This is a genomic window from Proteiniphilum propionicum, assembly GCF_022267555.1.
GTDB lineage: Bacteria > Bacteroidota > Bacteroidia > Bacteroidales > Dysgonomonadaceae > Proteiniphilum > Proteiniphilum propionicum.
Map to the genome: position 1 here is coordinate 2,019,056 of NZ_CP073586.1, position 17,043 is coordinate 2,036,098.

Genomic DNA, 17,043 nt, shown 5'->3' on the forward strand with positions numbered 1-17,043 from the left:
GATTACCGGTTTTCTTCATCTTTTCCCAGATAGGCAGATTTTTTATTGTATCATTTCAAAACTGCGTTTTACAAAATTACTAAGTGCCTCTCCTTTAAGCATTCCGTTAGAAAGGAGGGCCAGATCTAACATCTGCTTCAGCCTGGTATCGGAAGAGGCCTGTTCTATCAGTTCTTCTTTTTCTTTTCCTTCACTTTTGTTTATAAGCTCTTTTATTATTGGATGCTGCACATTCAGTACAATTTGATAGGTATCGGGCATCTCTCCGTAAAATGCCATCTGTTGCTGCATTACAGCCATCTCCTTCATTCTTCGTGAGAATTCGTTTTGGGTAATCTGAATAGGTTTGGATGATTCTCCAAGAGCTTTGAAATCAACGGCGAACTCCGTTTTTTCTATTATCGGCAGTTGTGATTTGATTGTTTCTGAAAGTGTTTCTTTCTGTTTGTCGCTTATATCAACTTTTTCTGCCTCCTCCTTCTCAATAATATGTTCTACTGTATCGCTATCGACTCTGACAAACCGGGTCTTCCCCATTTTTTGTTCCAGCAGGCCCATCCAGTGAACATCGAGTTGACCATCCATCATCAGCACATCGTACCCTTTATCCCTGGCAGCGTCTATATGCGCAAACTGTTCCTCTTTGTTGGCAGTATATAGGTAGATAATATCACCATTTTTATCAGTTTGTGCGCTTTTAACTAAAGTTTTATACTCTTCGGCTGTGAAGTATTTACCTTCAGTGTTTTTTAGTAGTGAAAATTTCACCGCCCTGTCATAGAACTTTTCTTCCGTGAGCATTCCGTACTCGATGAAAAGCTTCAGGCTATCCCATTTCTCTTCGAATTGTGAACGCTCATTTTTAAACAACTCTTCTAGTTTGTCGGCCACCTTTTTCATGATGTGGTTCGATATCTTCTTCACATTGTTGTCGCTCTGCAGATACGAGCGGGACACGTTAAGCGGAATATCGGGTGAGTCTATTACACCGTGCAGCAGTGTAAGAAATTCAGGTACAATGCCCTCTACAGAGTCCGTTACATATACCTGGTTGCTGTAGAGCTGTATTTTGTTGCGTTGCAGATCGATGTTGCTCTTTATCTTAGGGAAGTAGAGGATGCCGGTCAGATTAAAAGGATAGTCCACATTGAGATGAATCCAGAACATTGGTTCATCCATTATAGATAGCGGGTAGAGACCACGGTAGAATTTCAGGTAATCCTCATCTTTCAATACGGCTGGTTTTTGTTTCCAGAGCGGGTTAACATCATTTATTATGTTATCCTCCCCTGTATCCACATAATTGCCATCTTTCCACTCCTGTTTTTTGCCGAAAACAACCGGTACAGGAAGAAACTTGCAATATTTATTGAGGAGTGACTCAATTTTATCCTTTTCGAGAAAATCTTTATTCTCATCATCAAGATAAAGGATGATATCGGTTCCGCGTTCCTGCTTTTCAACCTCTTCCATTGTGAATTCCGGCGTTCCGTCGCAAGACCATTTCACGGCTGTTGCCTCTTCTTTATAAGATTTTGTTATGATATCCACTTTCTTCGCTACCATGAATGAGGAGTAGAACCCCAGGCCGAAATGGCCGATAATTGCATTGGCGCTATCTTTGTATTTGTCCAGAAAATCATTGGCGGATGATAGGGCAATCTGATTTATATACTTGTCAACCTCATCAGCTGTCATACCTATACCGCGATCTGAAATTTTGAGTGTTTTATTTTTCTTGTCGATGGATATCCTGACTGACAAGTCGCCCAGTTCTCCTTTAAACTCTCCCACATCGGAGAGTGTTTTAAGCTTTTGTGTTGCATCCACAGCGTTTGAAACAATTTCACGCAGGAAAATCTCATGATCGCTGTATAGAAACTTTTTAATAATGGGGAAAATGTTATCGGTAGTCACCCCAATCTGTCCTTTTTGTACCATAAATATATACTTTTTTGGTTTATAAATTGGTTATTCTATTGTTATTCAGTTATTTTGTCGCAATTTGCCTTTTATTAATTCGTTAAACGGATATCAAAAATAACTTACATCGCCGAATAACGATAAAGAATTAAATAATATCCGGACTCTGTAAGCGAATAACGTACAAAGCGCACTTATTGTTAAAAGCAAATATTGTGCCATTATGTTAATATAAGCATCTAACTGTTTTTATGCGCTGATATGTTAATTCTATGTTTAACATATTTCATTATAAAGATTGCAGACTTGTTATTATTTAGAGTCATTTTAAAAAAGGGTTTATTTTGTTAGTATTGCAAAGATTTATATTAAACCTGTAGATATAGAAAATCTCAATCAAGCATCGATGCTATCAGGGGTACCCTTGTGATAGCTATATAGGGCTGATAGTCAGCTTGTTTATTTTAATATTTTTTTTGTTAACACTAATTAATCGTTTTTACATCTAAAACAATTTTCGTTTTAAATTTATCTTTTTATATTTGCAGTGACAACAAACGGTCTTTTCTTGACGAAGAAAAAGCAACTGTTATTTAACACAATTAAAAGTCATCGCTTATGAAGACAAAAATTTCTTTCGAAAAGCAACTGCTTAGTCTGCAGGACAACATGTTCAATTTTGCATTGACCCTGACTGCCGACAGAGAAGAAGCCAAAGATTTGTTGCAGGAAACAACTCTCCGTGTATTAGACAACAGAGAGAAGTATTATGAGAATGTAAACTTCAAAGGGTGGGTATTTACCATAATGCATAATATTTTTGTAAATAATTATCGTAAGATTGTCAGAAGCCAAACTATTATTGATAAAACAGAAAATCTCTATCATCTTAATTTACCGCAGGATTCCGGTTTTGATACTCCCGACGGGGCATACACGATAAAAGAGATAAACAAGGCTATTAACAGTTTTACTGATGAGTATAAAATACCTTTCTCAATGCATGTTTCCGGATACAAATATGAAGAAATTGCAAAGCACCTGGAATTACCTATAGGAACTGTAAAGAGCAGGATTTTCTTTGCAAGGAAAAGGCTTCAGGAATTACTAAAGGATTTCAGATATTACTCCGAATAAAATAATATCTGTATATAAAAGGAAACCTCTTCTGATTGAAGGGGTTTTTCTTTTATATAGCTTTCGGAGGATTACCTTTTTACATTGTTGTCTTAGGTTTTTCTTTTATAGTGAAATCTTTTGGGTTTTCAACCTTTTTGTCTAATAGGGCAAGATCTATAACCTCCTTTACATCACTAATGTAATGGAATGTAAGCCCCTTTAAATAGTCGTCCTTTATTTCTTCAATATCCTTTTTGTTCTCTTTGCACAGAATAATATCTTTGATACCAGCCCTTTTTGCTGCAAGTATTTTTTCGCGGATACCTCCTACCGGAAGAACCTTGCCTCGTAATGTTATCTCTCCCGTCATTGCCAGATTAGGACGCACTTTCCGCTGAGTAAACATAGATACCAATGATGTAATCATTGTGATTCCTGCCGAAGGGCCATCTTTTGGTATAGCACCTTCTGGTACATGTATATGAGTGTTCCAGTTGTCGAAAATATCAGGATTTATCTCCAACTCTTCAGAATGAGAGTGAATATATTCCATAGCTAACATAGCCGATTCTTTCATTACATCTCCCAAGTTGCCTGTAAGAGTGAGTTTCGAACCTTTTCCCCTACTTAGTGAACTTTCTACAAAAAGAATCTCGCCCCCAACTGCGGTCCATGCTAAGCCTGTTACAACACCTGCGTATTCATTGCCCTGATAGCGGTCTTTGGAGTACTCTTCCCTGCCAAGATACTCTTTGAGGCCGGAGACTTTCAGCGATTTAGGGTATTCCTCATCTGCAGCAATCTTACGGGCAACCCTGCGCATAATCTTTGCAATTTTTTTATTCAATTCACGCACACCCGATTCACGTGTGTAGTTTTCAATGATCTTATGCAGTGTGGGTTTGGGTATGACAAATGCACCTTTTTTAACACCATGATTCTGGAGCTCTTTGGGAACGAGGTGACGATAAGCTATTTCAATCTTTTCCTCTGTGATATATCCACCTACGTTTATCAGCTCCATACGGTCAAGCAGTGGCTGAGGAATTGAGTTTAAATTATTGGCTGTTGCTATAAACAGCACTTTCGATAAATCATAATCGATGGAGAGGTAATTGTCGTGAAAAGTGGAGTTTTGTTCCGGGTCGAGCACTTCAAGCAACGCAGAAGAGGGATCCCCACGGAAATCATTCCCTATTTTATCAACCTCGTCAAGTACGAACACGGGGTTTGATGAACCTGCTTTTTGAATATTCTGGATAATTCTTCCGGGTATCGCACCTATATATGTGCGCCGGTGTCCTCGTATTTCTGCCTCGTCGTGCAGCCCTCCGAGAGAAATGCGTACATATTTACGGCAGAGCGCTTCGGCGATAGATTTACCCAATGAGGTTTTCCCAACACCCGGAGGACCGTAAAGACAGAGAATGGGCGACTTAAGATCACCTTTCAGCTTTAACACTGCCAGATGCTCAATAATACGTTCTTTAACGGTTTCCATGCCGAAATGTTCCCTGTCGAGCACTTTTTGAGCATTCTTAAGATTGAAATTATCCTTCGTATATTCACCCCATGGAAGATCAAGTATGGTCTGAAGATATCCGAACTGTACCGAATAGTCGGGAGACTGGGGATTTAACCGCTCCAGCTTTTGCAATTCTTTTTCGAATATTTCCCCCACTTCGGAACTCCATTTTTTGTTTTTGGCTTTCTTCCTGAACTCATCAATCTCTATCTGTTGAGTATTGCCACCCAGTTCTTCCTGTATGGTTTTTATCTGTTGCTGCAAAAAATACTCTCTCTGTTGCTGATTCAGGTCCTCACGGGTTTTCATCTGGATATTCATCTTTAGTTCCAGAATTTGTGTCTCGCGGTTGAGAATCATCAAAAGTCGGTATGCCTGTTCTTTTTCGTCATTTATATTCAGAAGATCCTGCTTTTCGTGGCTTTCTATGGGCAGGTTTGTCGCACAATAACTAATGAGCATATCTGAAAATGCCTCACTTTTTATTGTCTGGATCAACTCTCTGGGGGGCTCACCCAACATGTGCAGCATATGAAGCATGGCATCGCGGATGGAGTCGAGAATAGCCCCGAACTCTTTATCTTCAGTCGATGCTTTCACATACTCCCTCAATTTAAACGTAGCCCTCATGTAAGGATCATTTTGTGTGATTTGCAACCACTCAAAACGTTTTTTTGCCTGCACGATAATGCTGAAGTTATTATCTGCAAGTTCAATAACACGCATCACCTCGGCAATTACGCCAATCTGATAAAGATCACTCTTCTCAGGATCTTCAATATTTGTGTCTTTTTGGCATACAAGGCCTATATATCTTTGTTTCTTGCCAAGAGATCTGATCAATGCCAGCGATTTTTTTCTGCCGACCGAAATAGGCAGCGTGCTCCCGGGAAAAACTATTGTATTCCTCAACGGGAGCAGCGGTAAGGTCTCTTTCAGATGTGATTCATCAACCTCCGTATTGCCGTCAATAAAATCGCTGGTAATAAAAGAGATAACGTTTGTTTCAGAACCCTCATCACTTGTTGTATATTTTTTAAATGGATTCATAATATAACTTTCTCTGTAATAAAAACAGAAAAATAAGTACTTTTGTTTTTTAGTTTTTTATACTAAAGAACAAATTCCATGCCAAAAGAGACTCAAAGATTGACATATTATGAGCAATCCCTATTTTAGGTTTAAACAGTTTGTCGTGCACCATGACAAGTGCGCAATGAAAGTGGGAACAGACGGTGTTTTGCTGGGCGCATGGTCAAGCGTTGCCAATGCTAAGAGTATATTGGATGTGGGAACAGGTGCAGGCCTTATAGCAATGATGATTGCTCAGCGTAACCCGTGTGCCAGGATTATGGCTGTTGATATTGATATGGATGCAGTGAAGCAGGCAAAGGAAAATGTAATAAATTCACCTTTTTCCGGTAGAATAGATGTAGAGTTGATCGATTTCAGAATTTTTGCCAAAAGCAGGCAGGAGCGTTTTGATTTAATTGTATCCAATCCTCCCTATTTTTCAAATTCTTTTTTGCCGGCCGACTCCCACAGGACAACAGCAAGGCATTCTGTTTCAATGTCGTTGGAGGATCTGTTGGTCTCGGGAAAGAGGTGCCTTAATAAAAACGGAGTTATCTCAATGATTCTTCCTTATGACAAGATTAGCGAACTTGAATTTTTGTGTGATAAGTATCTCTTCAGCATGAAACGTAAAACTATTGTATATCCATTGCCAAACGTAGTTCCAAAAAGGATTTTAGTGGAGATAACTTTGAAAAAAACCACCTGCCTTGAAGCAGATTCACTTACAATTGAGACATCCAGGCACCAGTACACAGAGGATTTTACCAATCTTGCAAGAAGTTTTTACTTATATCTTTAGATTCGGGCGTATTCCCGGGGGCGTTATGAAATAAACTTAATATATTAAGTTTATTAATTTAAATTTATATATTATCTTTGCTGCGTGCAGTATGAGACGAGCATGCAAATCATTAGTAAACGTGAAAATAATTAGAAGTAAGTTCAAATTAATTCTGATTTTTGCTTCACTGGGTAAAATAAAGAAATTTACTCTGCGAACGCTTAGCACGAAAGTTCTGTTAGATAATTGTTTATCAGCTTAATTGTTTAATAATATGAAGAAATTTACATTCCTGGCCCTGTCTATTTTATATGCCTGCTTTTTTGCACAGGGAGCCGATACTGTTCATGTTAAACAGACAAAAATACCGGTTCTGATTGACAGATCGGATAATGTTTTGTTTTATATCCGTATTGATGCTGAGAAATCGAAGGTGCTGAATGAGATAATGCTGCTTTTTTCAGATCAGGTTAATATGGATGAGATAAGTAGTATAAAACTATATTATGGCGGCACTGAAGCTGCACAGCGCAAAGGACAGACAATCTATTCGCCGGTGCAGTACATTTCAAGCTTAGCACCCGGGAAAACAAAAGAGGCCAATAGTTCCTATTCGGTAAAATTGGTTGAAATACCTTCGCCACGGAATGAAGTAACACTTTCTACAAACTGCTCGCTATTTCCCGGAATCAACTACTTCTGGATAAGCCTGGAGATGAAACCGGGTACTTCTCTTTTGTCGAAGATAGATGTAGAAATGTCTTCTGTAAAACTTGATATGAAAAGTGCTCCGCTATGTTTCGCCACTGGAAGTACATTACACAGAATGGGAATAGGTGTGCGCCATGCCGGGGATGATGGTGCAGCTGCTTACAGGATTCCGGGACTTGTTACAACCGGGAAAGGCACTCTGCTGGGAGTATATGATGTACGTTATAACAGTAGCGTGGATTTACAGGAATATGTTGATGTGGGTTTGAGTAGAAGCATTGATAATGGTCAGACATGGGAAGAGATGAGACTTCCTCTCAGCTTTGGAGAGTATGGGGGACTGCCTAAAGCTCAAAATGGAGTGGGGGACCCGTCCATACTTGTAGATGAGAAGACAGGAAACATATGGGTTGTGGCGCTTTGGACACATGGTATGGGAAATGGCCGCGCATGGGTAAACTCAATGAACGGTAACGGAAAGGAGTCGACTGGCCAGCTGGTGATGACAAAAAGTACCGATGACGGAAAAACATGGTCCGATCCGGTTAATATCACGGAACAGGTGAAAGATCACTCTTGGAACCTATTGCTGCAGGGTCCGGGAAGAGGTATTACTATGATGGACGGCACGCTGGTGTTCCCTATACAGTTCATAGATTCTACCAGGATTCCCAATGCAGGCATCATGTTCAGCAAAGACCGAGGTGAAACATGGAAGATTCATAATCCGGCACGTTCCAACACAACCGAAGCACAGGTTGCTGAAGTGGAACCGGGGGTGCTAATGCTTAATATGCGCGACAACAGAGGGGGGAGCCGTGCAGTTTCAATTACTAAAGATCTTGGCGAAACATGGTTTGAACATCCCTCTTCAAGATCTGTTCTTCAGGAACCAGTATGTATGGCAAGCTTGATTAATGTAAGGGCTAAAGATAATGTTTTGGGAAGAGATATTCTACTTTTTTCAAATCCTAACTCTTCACAGCTTCGCAAAGATATAACAATTAAAGCTAGCCTGGACGGCGGATTGACTTTTCCTGAGGAGTATCAGGTATTGCTTGATGAAGATTTTGGCTGGGGTTATTCATGCCTGACAATGATAGATGATGAGACTGTAGGGATCCTGTATGAAAGCAGTGTCGCACATATGACGTTTCAGGCTGTGAAACTGACAGATATTGTCAGGGAGAAGAAATGAAACCCTTATTCTGCTTTATCAATCTTGAAATGAAAACTTCAAAATTATTTCTTAAAATCATAAAAAGTTGTAATTTTGCAGTTTTAAAATTTCGGGACTGTGAATAAAGTGATCACCATTAAAGACAAACAGTTTGAGCTGTTTATTGAACAAGAGGTAATAGAACATGAGATAAGGCGTGTTGCCAGGCGTATGAATTCTGAGCTTGAAGGCAAGAATCCTATTTTCCTAGCGGTATTAAACGGCGCTTTTATGTTTGCCGCTGAACTGATGAAAGAGGTTTCGATTCCAAGTGAGATTACATTTGTGCGCCTCGCCTCTTATCATGGAACCACTAATACCGGCTGCATACAGGAAGTCCTGGGGCTTAATGAAAGCATAAAGGGTAGATGTGTGGTGATTGTTGAAGATATTGTGGACAGTGGCAATACAATGGTTGCTCTTGTTGAAGAGTTGAAAAAACACCAGCCCGGGGAGGTGAAAATAGCCACTTTGCTGTTTAAGCCTGCCGCGTTAAGGAATAAATTGGATATCGATTATGTAGCACTTGAAATACCCGGTGATTTTATTGTAGGATATGGTTTGGATTATGATGGATACGGCAGGAACCTGAAAAATATTTATAAAGTGAAATAGTTTTACCGTTTCATGTTAAAAAAAAGGTGAATATTTCCCGCTAACGGGTAAATGATTTTAAAATAGTCTATTTTGTGGAAATTTCTTCCTGAAATGCTGAACTAAATAAAAAAAATAGCTATTTTTGTATTAAAGTAGATATGTAATTAACGCAAGTAGATAAAATAATTATTCAAAATGGACAAAGATGAAGTAAAAAAATCGCCAAAAGCGAATTTGGAAGTGCATAAAAACACTTTCATCCTTATGGGGTTAGTGCTTGGTATATCTGTCCTCTTCTTCGCTTTTGAATGGTCGACTGAAACCAAAAAACTTGACGAGACTGTCATCGTTCAGGATATTTTGGCTGAAGAAGAGATCGAGGTTACGCGTAGGGAACCTACTCCTCCGCCACCTCCACCACCACCTGAACCGGAAACACCCGAGATCATTGAGGTGGTAGAACAAAAGGTGGAAACAAAATTTGATATCCAGGTTGAGGATAATCAGGCTCAAAGACAGGTTCAGACCTATGTACCGCCACCACCACCAAAACCAAAGCAGGAAGAGGTGACTGAAGAGATTTTCGTGGTTGTTGAAAATCAACCGGAGTTCCCGGGAGGTAACGCTGCAATGATGAAATTCTTAAGTGACAATATCAAATATCCTGTAATTGCACAGGAAAACGGTATTCAGGGAAGAGTTATCTGTAACTTTGTGGTAGAGAGAGATGGAAGTATTACTGACGTGCAGGTAGTGAGAGGCGTAGACCCATCACTTGACAGAGAGGCCGTTCGCGTTATCCAGTCTATGCCAAGATGGACACCGGGTAAGCAACGTGGACAAGCTGTGCGCGTACGATTTACACTTCCGGTGGTATTCCGTTTACAGAACTAATTTTTAACTGAGAATGCATAAGGGGCTGCTTTTTGAATATGAGAGCAGCTCTTTTTTCATTATCCTTATACAATGATAGTTCGGTAAAAAAGTATCGAGATTCAATGCAATACATTAATTTTCAGTAGAATATACTTTACCAAAGTTATGAAGTCTTCCTTCCTGATTGTCAGGTGTTTAGGTAGCCGTTTACTGAAATATTGAAACAAATGAGTAGTAAAATTTCCGTTTTTGAAAAGAAAATAGGTGATGCCATAGATAAAGTTCTGATGGATGATCAACCGAAGTCATTGTTTGATCCGGTGAGATACATCCTTTCTATGGGAGGTAAGCGGCTTCGCCCTTTATTGACGTTAATGGCTGTAGACCTGTTCGGAAAAGATGTTGACAAAGCTATTAATCCGGCGTTAGCTATCGAAATTTTTCATAACTTCTCACTTCTGCACGATGATCTCATGGATAATGCAGATATGAGGCGTGGAAAACCGGCGGTACACAAAAAATGGAGTGCCAACAGTGCCATCCTTTCAGGTGATGCAATGGTGATTGAGGCATATAAATATATTGCAAAAGTACCTGCAGAGATGCTTTTTGAAGTGTTAAATCTGTTTTCCGAGACCGCTATGGAGATATGCAAAGGGCAGCAATATGATATGGATTTTGAAAGGCGTATGGATGTCTCTGAAACAGAATACATTGATATGATTCGTTTAAAAACTGCTGTTCTCATAGGTTGTGCTTTAAAGATCGGTGCAATTATTGCAGATGCCTCTCCACGCGATGCCGATTATCTTTACCAGTATGGTATAAATATGGGGCTTGCTTTTCAGTTAAAAGATGATCTTCTTGACGTTTATGGCGATCCGTTGAAATTCGGGAAAAAAACAGGTGGTGACATATTGTGTAACAAGAAGACCTACTTATTGATTAAAGCGTTAAAAAATTCAAACGAAAGACAAAGGGCAGAACTTAAAAAATGGATCTTAGCAACCGATTATAATCCTGATGAGAAAATCAGATATGTTAAAAATGTGTATGATGAATTAAATTTAAAATCAATTTCTGAGAATCTCATTGAAAAGTATTACCTTGTATCGCTTCATTATCTTTCATTAGTCAGTGTTGCGGATGATCACAAAAAAGAGTTGGCTGACTTGTGCGAAACCCTTATGTACAGAGAGAAGTGAATAGATCTTGAATAAGAATTTAAAATAAAAAATTACTGTCGCAGATTAGTTATCGATGCCATATCGCAGATTGCCCAATACTGATACAGCTCGCATAAAAGCGTTGAAGACAGCTATAGAAAAAGCTGCAGAGACAGATTTTAAAGAGTTGTCTATTTCACCCAGCGTGTTGAGTGAAGCCAGGGATGTTGTATCACATTTCGAATACCTGTGCACGCGTTATCAGCAAGTTTATAACACACAGGTAAAAGCTAACAAAACCTTTATCGGTAAAGTGAAAAATGCAAGAATGTATCTCTCTCATTTTGTTCAGGTGCTGTATATGTGTGTATTACGCTCTGAAATAAAAGAAGAGCAGTTGGAACTATATGGCCTTGAGAATTTAAACATGGTTCTTCCTGATCTGACATCAAACGAACAGCTGCTGGAGTGGGGAATGAAAATTATTGAGGGAGAGAAAAAACGTACGTCAAGGGGTGGGGTTCCTATTTACAATCCGTCTATTGCCAAAGTAAAGGTTATATACACTCTGTTTAAAGATGGTTTACAAACACAAAAGCTGCATCAGAAAGCTACTGCACGCGTTTTGAAGGAGGTTGCGGACTATAGGGTAAAGGTAGATGAGGTAATAATTGATATTTGGGAACAGGTGGAAAAGCACCATATAAATTTAACTCCAGAAGAGCGTCTTGCAAGAAACCGTGAATATGGTGTGGTTTATTATTACAGAAAGGGAGAGGTGATAGAATGAGCCTAATAGATACTCACGCTCATCTGTTTGCTGAGGAATTTGAACACGATATTGCAGAAGTAATTTCTCGTGCCAAAGAGAGGGGAGTAAGGAAGGTATTACTGCCCAATATTGATGAAACATCGATTGACAGCCTTAAAAGAACAACTGAACACTATCCCGGTTTTTTTTATCCTATGATTGGGCTTCATCCTACAAGTGTAACCCGAGATTGGAAAAAGCAGCTTTATGCTATTTATCAAGAATATAGTAACGGCTCTTATATCGCTGCCGGCGAAATAGGAATAGACCTCTACTGGGATACAACGTTTCGGAAAGAGCAAATAGAAGCTTTTGAAGAGCAGTTGAAATGGTGCACCGAAAAAAATGTACCGGCATCAATACATTTTAGGAATGCCACAGAAGAAGTTATAAAAAGTATTAAAAGAGTAGGCGCAAAATCGTTGCGAGGTGTATTTCACAGCTTTGGGGGGAACTTGGATGAGCTGGAAGAGATAATGAAATTGAAAAATTTTTGGGTGGGAATAAACGGAGTTGTTACGTTTAAAAACTCAGGACTCTCAGAAACACTGAAATTATGTCCGATAGACAAGATACTGCTTGAAACAGATTCACCATATCTTGCTCCCGTGCCATACAGGGGTAAGAGGAATGAGCCCTCATATTTGCCTTTTATAGTGAAAAAGCTGTCAGAAGTATGGAAGGAGACGGAAGAAAACATAATAGAGGTAACAAGTAGTAGCGCTAAGGAGCTTTTTAATATTACAGTTTAGGAACTGAACCTTTATTCCGAAAAGATATCCAGAATATTTTTTTATTAAAATAATTTCTCGCTAGAGTAGTTTATAATCGATAAATTCAGTAATTTTGCCAACCAAAAGGAGAAGAAATGAAATATTTTTTGTAATTTGCACCCGTTTTCGTTGAAGTCTCCTGCCTGGAGAGATGCTCGAGTGGTTGAAGAGGCACGCCTGGAAAGCGTGTATACGCCAAAAGTGTATCGCGGGTTCGAATCCCGCTCTCTCCGCACCCTCGTAAAAGAATGTGTAAAGGAAAAAAGTCGCAATAAACTGTTTACAATATAAAATTCAGAAAATTAAATTATTAATAAATCAAACAATTAAAGATCATTAATCAAAAAAATTGAACACAATGAAAAAGTTATTTGCAATTTTAGCAATCTTCGGAATTATGTCTGTTGGATTGTCATCGGTTCTTTTCGCTCAAGAAGCTACTCCGGAAGAACAAACACAAACAGAACAAGTTGCCGCTACTCCTGTCGAAACCACACAGGCTGCTGTTCAGGAAACTTCAACCGGAGGATTACACCAGGCATTAAAGGTTAAATTTATTGAAGGTGGTGCCGGATTTATGAGTACCATTGCAATCTGTATGATCCTGGGCCTGGCTTTCTGTCTTGAAAGAATTATATACCTGAGCTTGGCCGATGTTGATCCGGATGCTTTCCTGAATAAAGTAGGAGGTGCATTGGACAGAGGTGACGTTGAAGCTGCAAAAGTTATTGCACGCGGAACAAGAGGCCCTGTTGCATCCATCATCTATCAGGGACTTCTCCGCCTCGATCAGGGAGCAGATGCAGTAGAGCGCTCCATTGTTTCCTATGGCGGTGTGCAGTCAGGATTACTGGAGAGAAACCTTTCATGGATCACCCTCTTCATCGCTATTGCCCCTTCACTCGGATTCCTTGGAACCGTAGTAGGTATGGTTATGGCATTCGATGATATTCAGAGAGCAGGCGATATGAGCCCTACTATTGTGGCCGGTGGTATGAAAGTGGCTTTGATCACGACTGTAGGGGGTCTTATCGTGGCTATTATCCTTCAAATTATTTACAACTACATTCTTACAAAGATGGAAGGTATCCTTAACAAAATGGAAGACGCCTCTATCACTTTCCTTGATCAGGTAATTAAATATAACATTAAATACAAAAACTTGTAATAATTATGGCTGTAACTAAAATACACAGAACTTCCAGAATGGTTCTCATGATAGGGGTTGCAATTTCCCTTGTTGTGCTGGGCCTGTTCTATTTAGGAGGTCAGGCATCGGCACAAGATAAAGTGATTGCCGAGCTAAGTCAGCCTAAATATACTGATGCGATATTGTATTGGGCTTATTTTCTGCTGATTGTCACGGTAGTTGTTTTGATTGGATTTGCTGTGTCAGATTTTATAAGAGGATTGAAAGAGAATCCCAAGAAGGCATTAAGTGGATTTTTAGCTATACTGGCTTTGGCGGCATTATTAATATTCTCCTTTGTCATGGGAGATGGAACGCTGTTGAATATTCCAGGATATTCAGGTCCGGATAATACACCTCCAACCTTGAAATTGACCGATATGTGGCTTTACTCATGCTATTTTATGCTGATAGTAACGGTGTTGGCAATGATTGTAATGCCTATGTTGAAGGTGAAGAAAAAATGACATTATCGTAAGGCTTTTTGACCTGGCACAAGCATGCTTGTGCCAGGTCATAGCCTGAAAACGAACGAATTAATGTAACGATTCGTAACAAGAATCAATAAAAATGTTTTAATATGCCAAAATCAAGTAGAAAAGTTCCGTCACTCAACGCAAATTCAATGGCTGACATTACCTTTTTGCTGCTGACTTTTTTCATACTTGTTTCTAGTATGGATACGGATTCCGGTTTGGCTCGTCGCCTCCCGGCACCTCCACAGTCAGAAGAGCAAACATCGGTAGACGTACAGCGCAGGAATCTGCTGGTAGTACTGGTAAATGCCCAGAACGAAACGATGGTTCAGAACCAGCTTACCAGAGAGTGGTATTCCAATGAAAGAGAGTTGCGTGGAGAACAAGGTGGAAAAGTGGCTTTAAAAGATATGGTGAAAGAGTTCGTACTTAATACTTCAAATAGTCCGTCACTTCCGGAATTATCCGAAGAGGACTTCGGAGCGCCAATAGGTACGGTGCCTGTTACCTCTGCCCATGTGATCTCTATACAAAATGATGCTACTACCAGCTATAAGGCTTATATTGCAGTGCAGAATGAGGTGGTAAGAGCATATAATGAGTTGAGGGAAGAGGGAGCAAGGAAATATTTCAACATCTCTTATGATGAGCTGACGGAAGAACAAAAAGATCAAATTAACAAGCTCTATCCTCAACGTATTTCTGAGGCTGAGCCTAAAAACTATGGGGAGGGAAAATAATGGGAAAATTTAATAAATCAGGTAAAAGAGAAATGCCTGAGTTGAATTCATCGTCTATGCCCGACATTATTTTCGCTATTCTGTTCTTCTTTATGGTTACTACTACCATGCGTAGTGAAGAAGTGATGGTAAGAATAAAACTTCCTACAGCCTCTGAAGTACAGAAGCTTGAAAAGAAGTCGCTGGTGACTTATATCAATATCGGCCCACCACAGGATGTGAGATTGGGAACAGGTACTCAAATGCAGTTGAACGACAGGTTTGCACAGGTGGCAGATATACAGAATTATATTGCCCAGGAAAAGGCTAGTATGAATGAGGCCGACCAACCTTTAATGACTGTCTCAATTAAGGCTGATGAAGATACGCGCATGCAGTATATTACCGATGTAAAACAGGCATTGCGTCAGGCGTATGCATTAAAGATCAGTTATTCAGCCCGAAAGGGAGAGAACTGATACAGTGCTGAACTAATGTAAATTAAAAAACCGGATCACTCTCAAATGGTCCGGTTTTTTACATATTAGCCTGTAATTGAGGCTCTTTTTTATTTACTTTTATTGAAATTTCGTGTGCGTTTTGTTATTTTCTATTCCTTGCGAACGACAATGTTTTCTGACACGTTAAGGATTACCTGATTTCACCCATTCCATCACATTGGCGGGCGCCCGTTTTGCCATAAGCTCACGCTTCATGAAGTCCATATAGGGCATTACGTGATGATAAAACTGATAGTACCCCTCGCACAGATAATTTAACCCGTCATTACCATATCTGTCTTTAACAAAACGGTTCTTTGGGCATTCGCCGTAGCAAGCAAACAGAACATCACATTCTCGGCATTGCTGAGGCAGTTTATCAAATTTATTGTTACCGAATTCAAGCTGTTCCTGTGAATACATCATTGCTGTAAGAGGTTTGGAGTAGATGTTTCCAAGGCGGTATTCGGGAAATACAAAATGGTCACACGAGTAAACATCGCCGTTAAACTCTATTACCCCGGCATGGCCACACGTTTTTGCCATAGTGCAAACACCTGGTTGTTCACCAACCCAGTTGGCCAGCGTTGAGTCAAATATCTGTATGAACATTTCTCCTACATCCTGCTTAACCCATTCATCGAATATTGCACATAGGAAGTTTCCCCATTGCCTGGCTGTCACTGAAAAGGGCGCCAGCTCTACTTCACTATCAGTATCTTTTGCAGTAGCTAGTTTCAGGGGTGAACTGTTCTTGTGCAGACGTTCAACAATGGGGGTAAACTGTACGAAACGGCAACCTGTATCTTTGAAAAAACGGTAGAAATCGAGAGGATAATCTGCATTGTAATCATTCACTACTGCCATACAATTGAATTCTACACCGTGTTTATTCAGTAGTTCAATACCCTTCATTACACGGTGAAAAGATGGCCTGCCCATCTTGTCACGGCGATATTCATCGTGAAACTCTTGTGGCCCATCGATTGAAATACCCACAAGAAAATTATTTTCCTTGAAGAAAGTACACCACTCATCGTTGAGAAGGGTGCCGTTTGTCTGTATTGAGTTATCTATATGTCTCCCCCGGGCATACTTCTTCTGTAGTTCCAAAGCTTTTTTATAGAAAGAGACCGGACGCATTAGCGTTTCACCTCCGTGCCAGGTGAACATAACCTGTGGCATGGTCTGGGAGTCGAGGTATTGCTCTATGAATTTTTCAAGGAGCTCTTCACTCATCACCTGATTCTTATTTCCATATAGAATTGCCTTCTCCAGATAGTAACAGTAATTGCAATCGAGATTGCATTTCGAGCCTACCGGCTTTAACATTACATACATTGGCCTGGCAAATGGGGCATATGTTGGCATATTGTGGGTTTATAGAATTTATTTGTACCGCAAATATAAACAAAACATGCAATTATCCGGTTCAATGACTGGTAAGATTCAAAAAAACACTATGAGGAGCATAGAATAATTTTTTCTATTTTTGAGAAGAATGGGTTAAATAAAAAATGGGTAAGCTTACTATATCGCGCCGCTACAACCAAATACCCTTGCTTCGGTCAAGACCTGGGG

Annotated in this window: 15 protein-coding genes and 1 tRNA gene; 13 read left to right on the top strand and 3 right to left on the bottom strand. The window is 39.7% G+C overall.

The annotated features are described in order from the left end of the window. Positions 1–42: 42 nt before the first annotated feature. A complete protein-coding gene (gene htpG / locus KDN43_RS08310; RefSeq protein ID WP_238841507.1) occupies positions 43–1,941 on the bottom strand; it encodes a molecular chaperone HtpG in 1,899 nt (632 codons plus the stop codon). A gap of 600 nt (positions 1,942–2,541) precedes the next feature. Between htpG and KDN43_RS08315 the strand changes: the two genes are divergently transcribed. Next, a complete protein-coding gene (locus KDN43_RS08315; RefSeq protein WP_238841508.1) occupies positions 2,542–3,060 on the top strand; it encodes an RNA polymerase sigma factor in 519 nt (172 codons plus the stop codon). 79 nt (positions 3,061–3,139) lie between these two features. Here KDN43_RS08315 and lon read toward each other — a convergent pair whose 3' ends face one another. After that, positions 3,140–5,617, bottom strand: a complete 2,478-nt coding sequence (lon, locus tag KDN43_RS08320) for an endopeptidase La (protein ID WP_238841509.1) — start codon at positions 5,615–5,617, stop codon at positions 3,140–3,142. A gap of 109 nt (positions 5,618–5,726) precedes the next feature. Between lon and KDN43_RS08325 the strand changes: the two genes are divergently transcribed. The 12 genes from KDN43_RS08325 to KDN43_RS08380 all read left to right on the top strand — a co-directional run bounded on the left by KDN43_RS08325 (position 5,727) and on the right by KDN43_RS08380 (position 15,441). Then, the gene (locus KDN43_RS08325; protein ID WP_238841510.1) at positions 5,727–6,443 is read left to right on the top strand and encodes a tRNA1(Val) (adenine(37)-N6)-methyltransferase; all 717 of its coding nucleotides are present in this window, start codon (positions 5,727–5,729) and stop codon (positions 6,441–6,443) included. A 256-nt stretch (positions 6,444–6,699) separates the two neighbouring features. Beyond that, on the top strand, positions 6,700–8,334 hold the full coding sequence (locus tag KDN43_RS08330) for a sialidase family protein (RefSeq protein WP_238841511.1): 1,635 nt from the start codon (positions 6,700–6,702) through the stop codon (positions 8,332–8,334). Between the two features lie 99 nt (positions 8,335–8,433). Beyond that, positions 8,434–8,970 carry a hypoxanthine phosphoribosyltransferase gene (gene hpt / locus KDN43_RS08335; protein WP_238841512.1) on the top strand — a complete coding sequence of 179 codons (537 nt, stop codon included), beginning with the start codon at positions 8,434–8,436 and terminating at the stop codon, positions 8,968–8,970. Positions 8,971–9,147: 177 nt separating this feature from the next. Next, the gene (locus KDN43_RS08340) at positions 9,148–9,846 is read left to right on the top strand and encodes an energy transducer TonB (protein WP_238841513.1); all 699 of its coding nucleotides are present in this window, start codon (positions 9,148–9,150) and stop codon (positions 9,844–9,846) included. Between the two features lie 209 nt (positions 9,847–10,055). Next, positions 10,056–11,033, top strand: a complete 978-nt coding sequence (locus tag KDN43_RS08345; RefSeq protein ID WP_238841514.1) for a polyprenyl synthetase family protein — start codon at positions 10,056–10,058, stop codon at positions 11,031–11,033. Between the two features lie 55 nt (positions 11,034–11,088). Continuing rightward, positions 11,089–11,784: a hypothetical protein gene (locus KDN43_RS08350; RefSeq protein WP_238841515.1), complete on the top strand. Its 696-nt coding sequence runs from the start codon at positions 11,089–11,091 to the stop codon at positions 11,782–11,784. After that, positions 11,781–12,557 (top strand): TatD family hydrolase, encoded by a 777-nt coding sequence (locus tag KDN43_RS08355; RefSeq protein WP_238841516.1) that lies wholly within the window; start codon positions 11,781–11,783, stop codon positions 12,555–12,557. Before KDN43_RS08350 ends, KDN43_RS08355 begins: the two co-directional genes overlap by 4 nt. A 166-nt stretch (positions 12,558–12,723) precedes the next feature. Beyond that, a tRNA-Ser gene (locus KDN43_RS08360) sits at positions 12,724–12,811 on the top strand. A gap of 125 nt (positions 12,812–12,936) precedes the next feature. Next, positions 12,937–13,746, top strand: a complete 810-nt coding sequence (locus KDN43_RS08365) for a MotA/TolQ/ExbB proton channel family protein (protein WP_238841517.1) — start codon at positions 12,937–12,939, stop codon at positions 13,744–13,746. A gap of 5 nt (positions 13,747–13,751) precedes the next feature. Beyond that, positions 13,752–14,234, top strand: a complete 483-nt coding sequence (locus KDN43_RS08370) for a hypothetical protein (RefSeq protein WP_238841518.1) — start codon at positions 13,752–13,754, stop codon at positions 14,232–14,234. A gap of 113 nt (positions 14,235–14,347) precedes the next feature. Beyond that, positions 14,348–14,983 carry an ExbD/TolR family protein gene (locus KDN43_RS08375; protein ID WP_238841519.1) on the top strand — a complete coding sequence of 212 codons (636 nt, stop codon included), beginning with the start codon at positions 14,348–14,350 and terminating at the stop codon, positions 14,981–14,983. Further along, complete coding sequence (locus tag KDN43_RS08380; protein WP_238841520.1) at positions 14,983–15,441, top strand: ExbD/TolR family protein; 459 nt, start codon at positions 14,983–14,985, stop codon at positions 15,439–15,441. The genes KDN43_RS08375 and KDN43_RS08380 overlap by 1 nt, the downstream gene beginning before the upstream one ends. A 165-nt stretch (positions 15,442–15,606) precedes the next feature. On the opposite strand, the gene KDN43_RS08385 is transcribed toward KDN43_RS08380, so the two are convergent. Continuing rightward, on the bottom strand, positions 15,607–16,833 hold the full coding sequence (locus tag KDN43_RS08385) for an anaerobic sulfatase-maturation protein (protein WP_238841521.1): 1,227 nt from the start codon (positions 16,831–16,833) through the stop codon (positions 15,607–15,609). Positions 16,834–17,043 lie beyond the last annotated feature (210 nt).